General features: G+C 61.4%; 10 protein-coding genes and 1 pseudogene. 4 read left to right on the top strand and 7 right to left on the bottom strand.

Going from position 1 to position 14,972, the window contains the following annotated elements:
* Window positions 1-65 precede the first annotated feature (65 nt).
* Window positions 66-1,337: an ABC transporter substrate-binding protein gene (locus NKI16_RS17960; RefSeq protein WP_023677181.1), complete on the bottom strand. Its 1,272-nt coding sequence runs from the start codon at window positions 1,335-1,337 to the stop codon at window positions 66-68.
* Window positions 1,338-1,580: 243 nt separating this feature from the next.
* Here NKI16_RS17960 and NKI16_RS17955 point away from each other — a divergent pair, with 243 nt between their 5' ends.
* Window positions 1,581-2,783 (top strand): ROK family transcriptional regulator, encoded by a 1,203-nt coding sequence (locus NKI16_RS17955; protein ID WP_023677180.1) that lies wholly within the window; start codon window positions 1,581-1,583, stop codon window positions 2,781-2,783.
* A gap of 26 nt (window positions 2,784-2,809) precedes the next feature.
* On the opposite strand, the gene NKI16_RS17950 is transcribed toward NKI16_RS17955, so the two are convergent.
* The 6 genes from NKI16_RS17950 to NKI16_RS17925 all read right to left on the bottom strand — a co-directional run bounded on the left by NKI16_RS17950 (window position 2,810) and on the right by NKI16_RS17925 (window position 11,804).
* Window positions 2,810-4,180: an alpha-glucosidase/alpha-galactosidase gene (locus NKI16_RS17950; protein WP_031211901.1), complete on the bottom strand. Its 1,371-nt coding sequence runs from the start codon at window positions 4,178-4,180 to the stop codon at window positions 2,810-2,812.
* A 21-nt stretch (window positions 4,181-4,201) separates the two neighbouring features.
* Window positions 4,202-5,869 carry an ABC transporter ATP-binding protein gene (locus NKI16_RS17945; protein ID WP_031211899.1) on the bottom strand — a complete coding sequence of 556 codons (1,668 nt, stop codon included), beginning with the start codon at window positions 5,867-5,869 and terminating at the stop codon, window positions 4,202-4,204.
* A gap of 10 nt (window positions 5,870-5,879) precedes the next feature.
* Window positions 5,880-7,013 carry an ABC transporter permease gene (locus tag NKI16_RS17940; protein ID WP_031211898.1) on the bottom strand — a complete coding sequence of 378 codons (1,134 nt, stop codon included), beginning with the start codon at window positions 7,011-7,013 and terminating at the stop codon, window positions 5,880-5,882.
* Between the two features lies 1 nt (window position 7,014).
* The gene (locus tag NKI16_RS17935; protein ID WP_031211897.1) at window positions 7,015-8,022 is read right to left on the bottom strand and encodes an ABC transporter permease; all 1,008 of its coding nucleotides are present in this window, start codon (window positions 8,020-8,022) and stop codon (window positions 7,015-7,017) included.
* Window positions 8,023-8,134: 112 nt separating this feature from the next.
* On the bottom strand, window positions 8,135-10,219 hold the full coding sequence (locus NKI16_RS17930) for an ABC transporter substrate-binding protein (RefSeq protein ID WP_023677175.1): 2,085 nt from the start codon (window positions 10,217-10,219) through the stop codon (window positions 8,135-8,137).
* Between the two features lie 118 nt (window positions 10,220-10,337).
* Window positions 10,338-11,804 carry an alpha-glucosidase/alpha-galactosidase gene (locus NKI16_RS17925; protein ID WP_023677174.1) on the bottom strand — a complete coding sequence of 489 codons (1,467 nt, stop codon included), beginning with the start codon at window positions 11,802-11,804 and terminating at the stop codon, window positions 10,338-10,340.
* Between the two features lie 71 nt (window positions 11,805-11,875).
* Here NKI16_RS17925 and NKI16_RS17920 point away from each other — a divergent pair.
* From NKI16_RS17920 to NKI16_RS17910, 3 genes and pseudogenes are all read left to right on the top strand, one after another.
* Window positions 11,876-12,879 (top strand): annotated as a pseudogene (locus tag NKI16_RS17920) (AraC family ligand binding domain-containing protein).
* 499 nt (window positions 12,880-13,378) lie between these two features.
* The gene (locus tag NKI16_RS17915) at window positions 13,379-13,816 is read left to right on the top strand and encodes a CBS domain-containing protein (protein WP_031211895.1); all 438 of its coding nucleotides are present in this window, start codon (window positions 13,379-13,381) and stop codon (window positions 13,814-13,816) included.
* Window positions 13,817-13,929: 113 nt separating this feature from the next.
* Window positions 13,930-14,856 carry an NADP-dependent oxidoreductase gene (locus NKI16_RS17910; protein ID WP_245274720.1) on the top strand — a complete coding sequence of 309 codons (927 nt, stop codon included), beginning with the start codon at window positions 13,930-13,932 and terminating at the stop codon, window positions 14,854-14,856.
* Window positions 14,857-14,972: the final 116 nt, after the last annotated feature.

Below are 14,972 nucleotides of genomic sequence, written 5' to 3'. Positions count from 1 at the left end.
GGACCTCATTCAGGGAAAGCATCGGGGAGCGGGCCACGAACCCCGCTCCCCTCCGCTGGGAGGCGCTAGATCTTGAAGATCCGGCGACGGGTTCCCTCGAGACGCTGAAGAATGGCGTCCCGGCGCTCCGGCTTGGCCATGAATTCCTGGAAGCCCACCAGGCCGGCCTGGGCCATGTCGGGATCGGTATCGCGGTCGTAATATTGCGACGTGCCGGCCACCGTCTTCAGGCTTTCCACAGCCGCGTTGACCAGCGGGTCCTTGCTGGCTGGAAGGTCGTTGCGCGGCGGAACGTTGCCGCCAGGTTCCAGATAGAGGCCGAAATTTTCCGGCTGGTAGAAGAAGGCGAGGAACTCGCGGGCACCCGCCTTGTTCTTGGCGTTGGCCGGGATGTGGACCGAATTGACCGAGAATTCTTCGTAGCGGTCGAGGGCGCCGTCAATCTTCGGGAAAGGCGCGAATGTCAGCTGCTCGAGATCCTGCTCAGGGAAAGTAGCCTTCACGAAGGCACCGAGGTTCATCATGCCGGCCTTCTTCTGGGCGAGGAAGGCGCCGGCCTCCTGCCAGCCGAACGACGTTTGATCCGGGGTGAAGAAACCCTGCTTGATAAGCTCTTCCCAGTGGTCGAAAACAGGCGTCAGCGCCGGGTCGGTGTAAGCCATCTTGCCGTTCATCAAGGCAAAGTGCTTGTCGAGACCGTTGATCCGAAGGTTCATCTGGTCGAACCATCCGGCCGCCGGCCAGAGTTCCTTGGTGCCGATGCTGACGGGGATTAGGCCTGCGGTCTTGGACTTCTGGCCGTAAGCCAGGAATTCGTCCCAGGTCGCCGGTGCCGTAAGTCCGTGCTCGGCAAAGACGTCCTTGCGATAGAACATGCCCCACATCGTGCCGCCGGTCGGCAGTCCATACTGCTTGCCGTCGACCGTGACGGCACCGGTCGTGGCACCCAGCACGTCCTTGTACTTTTCCTTCTCGAACAGATCCGAAATGTCGTCGAACAGGCCGCGGGTGACGAAGGCACGCATGCGGTTTCCGGAGAACCAGAAGCAGACATCCGGCGCGCCGGCGACAAGGTAGTTGCGGATCGCGGTCTTGTGGGCCTCGTGATCCATGTTGTTGATCACAACCTTGGTGCCGGACTGCTTCTCGAACTCGGCCGCGATGCGCCGCAAGATCCGCAGGGCATCGGCATTGTTTTCGTCTGAAATGATGGTGACTTCGCTCGACTGGCTGAGTGCCGGCATCGGGAAGCCCGCGAGGGCTCCAGCGGAAATGCCCCCAGCTCCCTTCAGGAAATTGCGCCGCGTCGACGGCTTTTCAATCCACTTGAACGTCATTGTTACTCCTCCCGTGTTGTCAATTCTCTACTGGCACACCGGCCGGCGCGGTTGTTCTTCTCAACGGCACGCCTCACCTCCCGGGCAAGGGAATATGCTTGCCCGCTCCTTCAGAGCGCGGTGACATTGCTAACCGGATTAATTTCGCTGACCCCCGGTTCGGGTGTTGAACAGTCGGGCAAACTTACGCATATGTTTTCTCGAGAGGCAATAATTAATTTACAAAATTAAGAAAGAAGATCCGTGAAGCTCAAGGGTGACCCGAGCACGACTCGGGCGATGAACCGCAGACTGATCCTCAATCTCTTGCGGCAGGAAGGAGCGCGCAGCCGGGCCGACATAGCGTCCGTTACCGGCCTTAGTCCGGCAGCGGTCACCTTCGTCGTGGCCGACCTCATCGAGGATGGCCTGCTGATCGAAGGCAAGACAGTCGTGGGCTCGGCTGGGCGCCGCCCTATCCCGGTGGATATCAACTATGCCAACGGCCTTGCCATAGGTTTCAAGCTGATGGTCGGATCGGTCGAATGCGTGGTCACCGATCTTGCGACCAATCCGCTGGGCTCTCTGCGCGTCAAGCTCTCGGACAGCGATCCCGACCATATCATAGCGACCTTGGCCAAGGCGGTACCGGAGCTGATTTCCATTGTCGATCGGCCCGCTGCCAAGCTTGCCGGGATCGGCATTTCAATGCCTGGCGTCATAGACAACCAGAAGGCTGTGTGTATCCGCAGCAATCGCTACAACTGGGACAACGTTCCCCTTGGCCCGATGCTGGCCGAACTGGTAGACGTCCCCGTGTGGCTTGAGGACGACACCAATGCCTATGCCATTGCCCAGCAACTCTTCGGCCTCGGACGCCAGCACCGCAATATGGCTGTGCTGGCGATCGGCGTCGGAATCGGCTGCTCGCTCGTCTTCGATGGCAAACTCTATCGCGGCGCGAACGGTGCCGCCGGCAAGTTCGGCCACAGCTCTTATGAGGAGAACGGCCGCCTTTGCGAGTGCGGAAAACGCGGCTGCCTGATGGCCTATTACGCCGAGCCGGCGATCCTGCGCACCTGGCGCGAAGCCACAGGCCACGACGAAGCGCATTGCAAAGCCACCCTTATGGCAGCTTTGGCAGACCGCGAACCGCGAGCCGTCGCCATTCTCGAAGAAGCCGGACATGGCATCGGCCGGCATCTCGCCAACCTTGTCAACATCACCGACCCGGAGGTCATTGTCGTCGGCGGTGAAGCCGTGTCGTTTGGCGATGCGCTGTTTGGCCCAATGCGGCTGACGCTTGGGAAAAATACCTTTCGCGCGGCACCACCAATGCTGCTGGACTGGGAGGACAATTCCTGGGCAAGGGGAGCGGCTGCTCTCGTAACGCAGAAGCTCTTTGATTTCGAAACATCTGCCGGCAACGCCGCTCCGCTTTCAAAGCCGGCCCTATGGTCGGCATAGGTGAGTGAAATAGACAGCCCTGCGCCTCAGGCCGCCCGAACGCTGCGCGCTCCACGCGCCCAGGCCGGCAGCCAATCGCCATGCGCAACCAGCAAATCATCGACCAGCGACCATATCTGGTCGAGGTCGAGCTCGGCCGCCGTGTGCGGGTCCATCATCGCCGCGTGATAGATGTGCTCGCGGTTCTCGGTCATCAGCGCCTGGACCGTCAGCTCCTGGACGTTGATATTGGTGCGGATCAGCGCGGTGAGCTGCACCGGCAGGTCGCCGATGAACGTGGGTTGAATGCCGGAGGCGTCGACGAGGCACGGCACCTCGGCCGCGCAATTATATGGCAATGACGTGATGCAGCCATTGTTGCGGACGTTGCCGTAGATCACCGACGGCTCGCCGGTCCAGACCGAGTTCATGATCGAGGACGCATATTCCTTCGACTGCTCCACTTCGATCTTGTCAGCCGAGCGATAGGCTTCCGCTTGCCCCTTCCAGCGTTCGATCTGCTCGATGCAGCGCTTCGGGTATTCGTCGAGCGGGATACCGAATTTCTCGATCAGATCCTCGCGCCCGTCCTTGATGAAATAGGGCGTGTATTCCGCGAAATGTTCGGAGCTCTCGGTGACGAAGTAACCGAGGCGCTTCAGCATCTCGTAGCGCACCTTGTTCGGGCAGCGCGGATTCCATCCAGGCTTCGGCGCCCGCCCTTCGCTGTAGGCGCGCAGCAGATCCGGATAGAGATTGCGGTAGGAGCCGTCCGGCTGGCGATGCTCGAACTTCAGGTAGAAGGCCATGTGATTGATGCCGGCCGAGCGGTAGCGAATCTCCTCGTAGGGAATGTCGAGATCATGCGCCAGTTCCATCGCCGTGCCTTGCACCGAATGGCAGAGGCCGACCTGCTTGATGTCGGGGTATTTCTCCGCGATCGCCCAGGTGTTGATCGCCATCGGGTTGACATATTGCAGCATGATCGCCTGCGGGCAGACCGCGAGCATATCCTCGCAGATCTTCCAGAGATGCGGCACGGTTCTCAACCCTCGCATGATACCGCCGACACCGAGCGTATCGGCGATGGTCTGGCGCAGCCCGTATTTCTTCGGAACTTCGAAATCAGTTACCGTGCAGGGCTCGTAGCCGCCGATCTGGAAGGCGACGACGACGAAATCGGCGCCCGCCAGCGCCTTGCGCTGGTCCGAATAGGTCTCGGCTTTGGCCTTTACGCCAAGCGTCGAGATCAGCTTGCCGACGACGATTGCGCTTTCCTCGAGCCGTTGCGGATTGATGTCCATCAGCGCGATCGTCGAGCCGGATAAAGCCGGACGCTGCAATATGTCGCCGACGATGTTCCTCATGAACACCGTCGAGCCAGCTCCGATGAAAGCGACCTTGGGATTTCTTGCCACAACAACCTCCAGCATAAGCAATTAGGCTACCTCGAAAGCGGCTTTGACCAGCCGTTCGGTGTAAGCGGTCTTGGGATGGGACAGGACTTCGTCAACCGGCCCCTCTTCGACGATCTTGCCGTGCTGCATGACGATGACGCGATGGCACAGCGCCCGCACGACCTTGAGGTCGTGCGAGATGAAGATGTAGCTCAGGCCCCGTTCGCGCTGCAGTTTGCGCAGCAATTCGATGATCTGCGCCTGGACCGAGAGATCCAACGCCGATGTCGGCTCGTCGAGTACGATGAATTCCGGTTCGAGCGCGACGGCGCGGGCAATCGCAATACGCTGGCGCTGGCCGCCGGAAAACTCGTGCGGGAAGCGCGAGAGGATATCGCCGGGCATGCCGGCGCTGATCAGCGCCTCGCGCACGCGCTCGATCCGATCGTTCCTGGTGGTGCCGATGCGGTTGACGACCAGCCCTTCCTCGATGATCTGGCCGATCGTCATGCGCGGGTTGAGCGACGAGAACGGATCCTGGAAGACGACCTGCATGCGCGACCGCAACGGCCGCATCTGCGCGCGCGAACAGCCATGGATCGGCTGGCCATCGAAATAGATCTCGCCGCTGTCCGTGGTGTTGAGCCTGAGCAACGCCTCGCCGAAGGTGGTCTTGCCCGATCCGGATTCGCCAACGAGACCCAGCGTCTCGTGCCGCCGAAGGGTCAGGCTGAGGCTGTCGACGGCGACGAGTTCGCGCAGGTCCGGCCTCATGAACGTGCCATGCCGCAGCATGAAGGAGACGCGCACATTCCTAGCTTCAAGAATAACGTCGGCGCCTTCCGGCAACGGATTTGCCTGGCCGCGCGGCTCGGAGGCAAGCAGGTGACAGGTGTAGGGATGCTGCGGATTGGCGAACAGCTTCTCCGTCACATTGTGCTCGCGCATCTCCCCATGCTGCATGACGTAGACATAGTCGGAGAACTGCCGCACCACGGTCAGGTCGTGCGTGATCAGGATCACTGCCATGCGCAGTTTCTTCTGCAGGTTTCGGATGAGATTGAGGATCTGCGCCTGAACCGTGACGTCGAGCGCCGTCGTCGGCTCATCGGCGATCAGCACATCGGGATCGTTGGCCAGCGCCATGGCGATCATCACACGCTGGCGTTGGCCGCCGGAAAGCTGGTGCGGGTATTGTTTCAGCCGCGCCTGGGGTTCAGGGATTTGCACCTGCCGCAGCAGCTCGAGCGCTCTTGCTTCGGCCTGTCTGCGGCTCATCTTGCGATGCACCCGTATCGCCTCGACGATCTGGCTGCCGATCGTGTAGATCGGGTTAAGCGAACTCATCGGCTCCTGAAAGATCATCGAGATGCGGTCGCCGCGCAGTTTGCGCCGCGCACGCTCGGAAAATTTCAGGATGTTCGCCCCGTTGTATTCGACAGTCGATTTCGGCGACACGACTGCGCGCTTCGACAACAGTCCCATGACGGTGCGCGCCGTCACCGACTTGCCCGATCCCGACTCGCCGACAATGGCGATCGTCTCGCCGCGATAGAGCTGGAAGGAGATGTCCTTGACGGCTTCGATCATGCCGTGTTCGACCTTGAAATCGACGGCGATGTTGCGGGCATCAATGACCGGGTTTTCCGAACGGCCGTCATGGTCGAGCCGGACAGGCGGTGCGAAGGATTTGACGAGCGCGTGTTGCATCATGTCATGCTCAATAAGGATCGACCGCATCGCGCAGTCCATCCCCAAGCGCGTTGAACGCGAAGACGGTGACAAGCACGAAGCCGACCGGCGAAAGGATCCAGGGATAAGTGCCGATGACCGAATAGGTCGCGGTGTCTTGCAGCATCAGGCCCCAGGAGATCAGCGGCGGCTTCACCGCGAAGCCGAGAAAACCGAGGAAGGATTCGAGCAGGACCACGCTGGGGATTGCCAACGTGACCGCAACGATCACGTGGCTCATCACGTTCGGAAAAATGTGTTGCATGATGATGCGACCATCTGTGGCGCCGACCGCCATCGCCGCACGAACGTAGTCGATCCGCGCCAGTGCCAGGGTCTTGCCGCGCACTTCGCGCGACATCTGCGCCCAGCCGAGTGCCGACATGACGACGATCACGAAGGCCAGGAAGACATTCGTCGGCGCCGTCACCGGAACCAGCGAGGTCAGCGCAAGATAAAGCGGCAATTGCGGAAACGCGAGCACCAGTTCGACGAAGCGCTGGACCCAGACGTCGAATGTGCCGCCGAAATAGCCCGACACCATGCCGACCGTCGTGCCGATCACGGTGACGATGAAGACCACGGTCAATGCGATCATCAACGAGATGCGCGAACCATAGATCGCACGAGCCAGCACATCGCGACCGAATTTGTCGGTGCCAAGGAAGTGCACCGGCTGGCCGTCGGTCGAGCCGAAGAAGTGCCGGTTCGCGGGAAGCAGGCCGAGCAGTCTGTACTCCGCTCCCTTGACGAAGAAGCCGAGCAGCCGCGGATGGTCGTAGTCCGGCCCGACGACGGGTTGGAAGGTAACCGGGTCGAGGTCTTCCGAATCCGCCAGGGCATAGACGCGTGGCTGGAAGACGAAGTTGCCGTCCTTGTCATGGAAGCTCATCATCTGCGGCGGGGCGAAGCCGACATCGGTCACCTTGGGATCCATCGGTGCGAAGAAGTCGGCAAACACCGCCAGCAGCACCAGAAACGCGACCAGGATGAGCCCGGCCATGCCGGTCCAGGACCGTTTCAGGCGGCGCCAGACGAGTGCGATGTAACTCTCATTGCCGCGCGGCTTGATCTTGGCCGGATCCTCGGCAAGTGGCGGCAGCGAGGGCTCGAAAGCAAGCATCTCAGGACCCTGCATATTGGCGCACGCGCGGATCGAGCATGACGAGCAGCATGTCGGCGATGATGTTGCCGACGATCAGCGTCGCCGACAGCACCATCATGAATGTCGCCGTGACATAGACGTCGCCCACCGCCATCGAGCCAACGATCGCCGGGCCGACGGTCGGCAGGGCAAAGATGATCGCGGTCTCGATCTCGCCGGTCAGCATATAGGGCAGCACCACGCCCTGATACATGACCAGCGGATGCAGCGCATTGGGCACCGCATGGCGCATCACGACCGCACCGCCGCTAAGGCCCTTGGCGCGAGCGGTTTCGACATATTGCGCATTCAGCGTGTCGAGCAGATTGCCGCGCATCACCCGCATGTTGTAGGCGAGCCCGCCGAAGGTGGCGATGGCGACAACCGGCCAGACATGCCGGACGAGATCGACGAACTTCGCCCAGGACCACGGCGCCCCGCCAAATTGCGGCGAGAAGAAGCTGCCGATCTCGGAGACGTTGAATTGGAAGACCAGCAAATAAACGATGATCAGCGCCATCAGGAAGCGCGGCACCGTCATGCCGAGGAAGGAAATCGCTGACAGCGTACTGTCGATCCAGCTGTACTGCCTGGTCGCCGCCCAGATGCCGAAGGTGATACCGAGGACCGATGCCAGCAGATGGCACACCAGCGCCAGGAGCAGCGTGCGCGGCAGGCGCTCGCCCACCACATCGGCCACCGGCTTATTGTAATAGAGGCTGTAGCCGAAATCGCCGCGGGTGATGATGCCGCCGATCCAGTTGAGATACTGGACGGGCAGCGGCTTATCGAGACCGTGTTCTATCCGATAGGCCTTGGCCTGCGCGTCGGCCTCGGCGAATGAGGCCCCGCCCTGATTGATCAACTGCGAGCGGATGTAGTCGGCATAGTCGCCCGGCGGCGCCTGGATGATGGCGAAGGTGACCAGGCTCAGAATGGCGAGGACCGGGATCGCCGACGCTATGCGCGTGAGCAGGAATCGCAACATCGGTCGGTCCGCTTCCTTGTCTAGCCGGTCGCTCTCTTTGAGCGTACGGAGGTTTGCTTTGTCCGGCCGCGCCCACAGGCGCGGCCGGAGTTCTCAGTCAGGGGAGGTAAACCTAGTTCATCGGGCCCTTGTCTCCGGGCTTGCCGGGAAGCTCTTCGGGGAACAGCTCGTATTTGGCCTGCTTGTCGGCAGCGACAAAGACCCGCTCGCGGACAATCGAATCCTCGGCCCAGTTGAACATGAAGATCGGCGTGCCCTGCGGGATGTTGGAGAAGCGTTTGTTGATGATCAGCGCGCCGGGATATTCCGTCAGGCCGACATTGTAGACGTGCTCGGTCGAGATCTTCTGGAACTCTCTCATCAGGCTGGCGCGCTCGTCATTGTCCGCGGACGAGACAAATTTGTTGACGATGTCGACGAGGTCCTTCTCGAAAGGCATCATATCGACCTCGCCGTTTTCCGGCGCACGATGGTCCCAACTGGTTCGTGGACCGACCGGGGCCAGTTGATCGGTATTCTGGACGACGGAAGTCAGCTCCTGATCGTTGCGCCGTACCAGCCAGTCGAAGCGGCCGGAGTATTGCGAGGCATCGCGCTGGGTGCCGTTGAGTCCGTTGAGCACGATCCGAAGCCCTAGCTTTTCCATCTGGGCGACTACACCTTCGGCAAGGCTCTTGTCGGTAGTGTAGTCGTTGTTGACGAGCATCACGATCTCGACATTCTTGCCGCCGGCGGTACCTGCAGGAAAATTGACGAAGCCGTCGCCGTCCGTGTCTTTCAGGCCTGCCTTGGCGAGTTCCGCCTTGGCGCCTTCGAGATCGAAGGGGTAGTAGACCGTCGACTTCCGGTCGTAGAAGCTCGTGCCCGAGGATAAGCCGCCCGGATAGATGGCAGTGAACGGACCCTTGACCAGCGAGTCGCCGAGCGCCTTGCGGTTGAGCGCCATGGTGACGCCCTTGCGGAAATCCTCGTTGCGGTTCAGCTCGCGTATCGCCTGTCCGCGCTCGTCGGGGTTGCCCCAGCCATTGGCTGAGAAATTCATGCGCAGATTATAGCCGATCAGCCGCGCGCCGAACGCAAGCCGTGCCGGTGCGTCCTTTTGCGCCGCGCGCTTCAGCGAGGCAACGAAGTTCTCCGGCTGCTCCAGATTGGAGAAGTCGCCGGCTCCCGCGACGGCCTGAACGTCGCGGTCGGCCCAGGTCGACAATTTGTAGTGCAGTTCATTGAGATACGGCAGTTGGTTGCCCTTCTCGTCGACCTTCCAATAGTACGGATTGCGACGCATGACGATGATGTCGTCGGGGCGGTATGCCACCGGCACCCAGGCACCCATCACCGGCATGTTCATATATTCCGGCGGGAACGCGTTCTTGAACTGCTCGTAGGTGTTCTTCGAATATTTCGGATGCTGCGGCTTGAGGATATGCGACGGGCCCGGACAGAAGGTGCCGTAAGCCATGGCGTAAAGGTATTGTTTCGGAAAGGCGTCCTTGAACGTCCACTCGACGGTGTAGTCGTCGATTTTCTTCAACGTCGTGCCGACGCCGAAGGTCTCCTGCGTCGCGCCGTTCAGCGGCGACACATTGGGGTCGATCACCTCGTCGTCCCAATAGAACATCACATCGTCGGCGTTGAATGGAACGCCGTCCGACCATTTCGCGCCCTCGACCAGATGCATCGTCAGCGTGTGGCCGTCCTTGGACCAGTCCCAACTCCTGGCGAGGTTCGGCAGCGGCTCCGTGTCCTTGGCCTCGACCTGGAAAAGCGGCGCGGTGCGCGTCAGGCATTCGGAAAGGCCGATGTCGATGCCGCCCCAGCCTTGCGTCTGGCCGGCGCCATAATTCCAGCCTTCCGGCCGGCCGCCGATGACATGGCGCATCGTATCGCCGTAAACGCCGATGCCATCCGGCATGTTGCCGGTCTTGAAGACCAGCGGCTCCTTAGGCAAACGGTCCTTGACCGGCGGCAGCTTGCCCGCCTTGACGTATTTCTCGGTGATCCAATCCGGTTCGTGATATTCCGGCAGTGCCTTGAATTCCAGGATGGAGTCGCGCGCGACGTATTTGATCTTTCCCTCGGCGGGGAATTGCGCGGGCACCGGCGGCACGGTCGGCTCGGATGCATACGCGTTCAGCGCCGAGGCCGAGACGCTAAGCGCCAGCCCGGCGAGAATGCCAATGTTTCGAAAATTCCTCATCGTCTCTCCTCCCTGTTGTTCAGGAGCGCGTTGACGCCGCTCCATTTCTCCTCGAACGAATGTACAGACGGGTGCGGAAAATCCTCCGAAAGCTCGCCGCGATCCGTCCTGGCGAAATTCAGACGGCCTGCTTGAGAGCCGTTTTTTCCGCACGCAATTCCTCGATCGAACGGACGTCGCGCCTTGCCGCACCGGCCCATTCGCGGGTCTTGACCCTGGATTTCGAAAGCCGCTCCCTCGCGGCCGGCACCGCATCGGCATATTGAGGCAGCCAGCGGGCCTGGGCGACGACCATTTCGTCCACCATCTGCCAAACCTCTTCCGGCGTCGAAACCGCGCCGACCAGCGGATCGTGCAGGACGGCGAGCTTCAGCAGGTCGATATCGCCGGAGATCGCCGCATGAACCGACATGCGCTGGACGTTGATCGAGGAAATGCAAGTGGCGGCGCAGGCCTCCGGCAGCGCGATGCCGGCGGCCATGTTGATGCCGAAGCGGTCGACAAATCCGGGCGACTCGACGATCGCATCCTGCGGCAGGTTGGTGATGATGCCATTGTTCTTGACATTGAAATGGCCGCGATAAACTCGGTTCGTCTCCAGCGCCTCGAGAATGTGGCTGGCGTGCTCGTTGGAGCGCTTGGCGGGGTCGATCGGCCTCGCGGCGGACTCCAGAAATTGAGGGAACTCCGTTTCGAACCAGTTGCGTGTTTCGGTCGAATAACGAAGGTAGCCGCCGGTCTCGCCGTGGATCCAGTCGGACATGTCGATCCAGCGGGTGATTTCGTCCGGCCGCTTGCGATACCAGGGCAGGTATTCGGAAAGATGGCCGTTGCTTTCGGTCGAATAGACGCCGAAGCGCTTCAGGACATCGATGCGCAGCTTTTCCTGCTGCGAATAGACCGGATGCGCCTCGAAGGCGGCAACCAGCTCGTCCTTACCGATCTTGCGGCCGTTGAGACGCAGGTCGATGAACCAGGTCTGGTGATTGATGCCGGAGCAGACGTAGTCGAGCTCGGTGCGCGACTTGGCGCCGAGCACTTCGGCGATCTGGTCGGCGCCATGCTGGACGCCGTGGCAGAGGCCGACGGTATCGACCCTGCCATATTCGATCGCCGCCCAGGTGTTCATAGCCATCGGATTGGCGTAGTTCAGGAATTTCGCCCCAGGCTCGGCGACTTCGAGGATATCCTTGCAGAAATCGAGGATTACCGGAATGTTGCGCTGGCCATAGAGGATGCCGCCGGCGCAGATCGTGTCGCCGACGCACTGGTCGATGCCATACTTCAAGGGAATGCGGATATCGTCCGCATAGGCTTCGAGACCGCCGACGCGAACGCAGCTGATAATGTAGCGGGCACCCTCGAGGGCAGCACGGCGGTCTGTCGTTGCCGTAACCTTGGTCGGCAGCCTGTTGAATTCGACGACCCTGTCGAGGATCGACTTGATCATCTGGAGGTTGCGCTCGCTGAGATCGGTCAATGCGAATTCGACATCCCTGAATTCAGGAACGCACAAAATGTCGGTGAAGAGCTTCTTGGTGAACCCGACGCTTCCCGCACCGATGATAGCGATCTTGAAACTCATCAGCCTCACCTCGACCCGATCGAATGCTACGGCAAAGGCGGCGAAAAGAGGCCTGGCCCGCCTGCCACGCTATGCAGGCTGGAATCCGGCACTTCCTCCCATCCGCTCTTTGACCGCGGTTTCTTTTGCTTTTCTCGAGGGATTATGCGCCTTATTCGGCACGCGACCAGAGAAGGATTATGCTTTTAGGGGTAATTTTGTGCTGCGGAACTTGATCGACATCGGGCCGGCGGGCAGGACGGTATCGCTGCCGCGCGGGCGCCAGCGCCTACACACCATGCCGACAAGCACCGGCTATGAAGTGCGCGAGAACGAGGTCTACGACTGGGATGGGCGCAAGCGCGGCCTGACGCCGTTTACTGTGCTCCAGCATACGATCAGCGGCACCGGCCGATTGCGCTACGAGAACCGGAACTACCGCCTGCAAAAGGGCGACACTTTGCTGGTTCTCGTGCCGCACAACCACCGTTACTGGCTGGCCAAGGGCGAACGCTGGGAGTTCTTCTGGATATCGATGAACGGCGAGGAGGCACTGCGCATCCACAAGTCGATCCTTGCCGCCGTCGGTCCGGTGCTGCGGCTGCAGCCCTCGACGATCGATCATCTGGCTGATTGCAGTGTGCGCCTGATCACGGGCGCGGTCTCGCCGGGAGCCGCCTCGGCCGTCGCCTATGAAGCAGCCATGGCGCTCTACGACGATGTCTTCGGCTCGCATGCCGTCACCGACGACAAGAGCGCCATGCAGCCGGTCATCGATCACATCAGGGCCAATCTCGACAGGCCGCTCCGCGTTGCCGATCTCGCTGAGATCAGCGGCCTGAGCCGCGCGCATTTCTCGCGCTGCTTCGCCGAGAGCGAGGGACTTCCGCCCGCCGAATTTGTGCTGCAGCAGCGACTGCAGCGCGCGGCGAAGTTGCTGACGAAGGCCGATTTCCTGCCGGTCAAGGAAGTCGCCATCATGTGCGGCTTTGAGGATGCCAATTACTTTTCGAAGGTCTTCCGCCGCCTCTACGGCATCAACCCGACGCAATTCCGCACCAACGGAATGTATGCCAGCCTGGGAACCGCCCGATAGATTGGCACCGCGCGTGGCGTCGGAAGCGGGAACGCTTTTGCTTCCCCTTGGTTTAGGACAAGAGAGCCTGCTCGCCGCTGCGGCAACCCGCTCTTGGCGGAGATCAGGTCACAGTTGTCAGGGGAGTGATCGATGAACAATCCCGATCCGAATAACCCGAATCCACTGCCGGACAATCCCAATCCGGAGCCGGCCCGGCCGCCTGCCCCGCCGGAGACTCCGCCGGGAGAACCTCCAGGCGTACCCCCGCCCTCGCCGGATCCAATTCCGACGCCGGACCAGGAGCCGATCGGAGTTCCTCCCGGCACGCCTTCCGAAATTCCTTCGGAACCGACCTTTCCCGGGCCGACCGCCTGAAGGGCGGTCGGGTGGAGGATGGCAAGGGTGATTTCGGCGAAGCGCTCGAAACGGGTCTTGCCATGGAACGTTTTGCGCTGGCGCTCATTCACCCTTCCATCATGGAAACCCGCGGCGGGCCCTGCAACCAACGGAGGTTAAAATGAAAGTTAGCAACTGCATGACAAAGGACGTCGAGATCGCCAGTCCGCAGCAAACCCTGCGCGATGCGGCAGAAATGATGGGTCGCCTCGACGCCGGCGCAATGCCGGTGGGCGAGAACGATCGGCTTGTCGGCATGGTAACCGATCGCGACATCGCAATCCGCGGCGTCGCCCAAGGCAAGACACCTGACGCCAAGGTACGGGAAGTGATGAGCACCGAGGTCAGGTATTGCTTCGAAGACGAAGACGCGGAGGATGTTCTGCGTAACATGGCTGACCTGAAAGTGCGCCGCTTGCCGGTGCTAAACCGCGACAAGCGCCTGGTCGGCATCGTTTCGCTGGGCGACCTCGCCACCAACAGCGAGACGGCGACAGCAGGTGAAGCGCTGAGCGGCATCTCGCAACCCGGCGGCGAGCATTCGCAAACGATACACTGACGGCGCACCACCGGCCGGCCTTTGCTACGACCGAACCGCCGGCTGGATAGACGCCGGCCTGCCGGCGAAACTGTTCAGAGCGAACTGGACTGCAAACCGACGAGGAGCAAGCCATGATTACGATGAAGGCCGTCCGTATCCACGATTTTGGTGGACCGGAGGTTCTTTCGCTGGACGCGGTTCCGTTGCCTCAGCCGCATGACGACGAGGTCACGCTCAAGGTCTACGCGGCAAGCGTCAATCCCGTCGACTACAAGGTTCGCGAGGGCTCTTCGGGCGCGGATCTGCCCGTCACGCTCGGCCGCGACGTATCCGGCGTGGTGGAACTGTGCGGCACGCGGGCCCATATGCTGAAGAAGGGCGATCCGCTATATGCCATGCTCGGCAACGACCGCGGCGGCAACGCCGAATATGTCGTCGTCAAGGCGACGGAGGCGGCGGCGAAGCCGCAACGCTTAAGCCACGCCGAAGCCGCCGCCGTGCCACTTGCGGGCCTTACCGCGTGGCAAGGCCTTTTCGATCACGGCGGCCTCAAATCCGGGCAGCGGGTCCTTATCCATGGCGGCGCCGGCGGCGTCGGTCATCTGGCGGTGCAGTTCGCAAAGGCCGCGGGCGCGTTTGTCGCGACGACCGTGTCCGCGCAGGATTTCGATTTCGTCCGCGCGCTTGGCGCCGACCAGGCGGTCGATTACAAGAACCAGCGCTTCGAGGAGCTTGTCGAGGACGTCGACCTCGTCTTCGACCTGGTAGCGGGTGAAACACAGGACCGCTCGTGGGACGTGCTCAAGCCCGGCGGGACGCTCGTCTCAACGCTTTCCGAGCCGTCGGCGGTGAAGGCCCGCCTGCATCGGGCTCGCGGCGTTTCCTATTTGACCAAGCCGAACGCGGCGCAGCTTGCCGAGATCAGCCGCCTCATCGACGCCGGGAAGGTCAGGCCATTCGTGCAGGCAATCTATCCTCTTGAGGAAGTCGCCAGGGCCGAGGAACAGCTCGAGAAGCAGCATACGCGCGGCAAGATTGTGCTTCAGGTAGCTGCCTGAGCACTCGCCGAACAACAGGCCGCAGGCCAGTTTGCGGAGTGCTCGGACACAGGCCGTTTTCTGCTGTCCAGAAGCCCGGCGGCCGAGAGTTTGACACAGGACGGCCCGCCGGGCCT

Origin of the sequence: Mesorhizobium sp. M0698 (assembly GCF_040320455.1) — a bacterium.
Lineage (GTDB): Bacteria > Pseudomonadota > Alphaproteobacteria > Rhizobiales > Rhizobiaceae > Mesorhizobium.
The sequence above is the reverse complement of the archived record's forward strand: the minus strand, read 5'-3'. Positions and strand labels throughout refer to the sequence as shown.

Coding starts and splice junctions, on each gene's coding strand:
- NKI16_RS17960 (WP_023677181.1), bottom strand. CDS start 1,337: ATGACGTTCAAGTGGATTGAAAAGCCGTCGACGCGGCGCAATTTCCTG.
- NKI16_RS17945 (WP_031211899.1), bottom strand. CDS start 5,869: ATGCAACACGCGCTCGTCAAATCCTTCGCACCGCCTGTCCGGCTCGAC.
- NKI16_RS17940 (WP_031211898.1), bottom strand. CDS start 7,013: ATGCTTGCTTTCGAGCCCTCGCTGCCGCCACTTGCCGAGGATCCGGCC.
- NKI16_RS17935 (WP_031211897.1), bottom strand. CDS start 8,022: ATGTTGCGATTCCTGCTCACGCGCATAGCGTCGGCGATCCCGGTCCTC.
- NKI16_RS17930 (WP_023677175.1), bottom strand. CDS start 10,219: ATGAGGAATTTTCGAAACATTGGCATTCTCGCCGGGCTGGCGCTTAGC.
- NKI16_RS17925 (WP_023677174.1), bottom strand. CDS start 11,804: ATGAGTTTCAAGATCGCTATCATCGGTGCGGGAAGCGTCGGGTTCACC.
- NKI16_RS17915 (WP_031211895.1), top strand. CDS start 13,379: ATGAAAGTTAGCAACTGCATGACAAAGGACGTCGAGATCGCCAGTCCG.
- NKI16_RS17910 (WP_245274720.1), top strand. CDS start 13,930: ATGATTACGATGAAGGCCGTCCGTATCCACGATTTTGGTGGACCGGAG.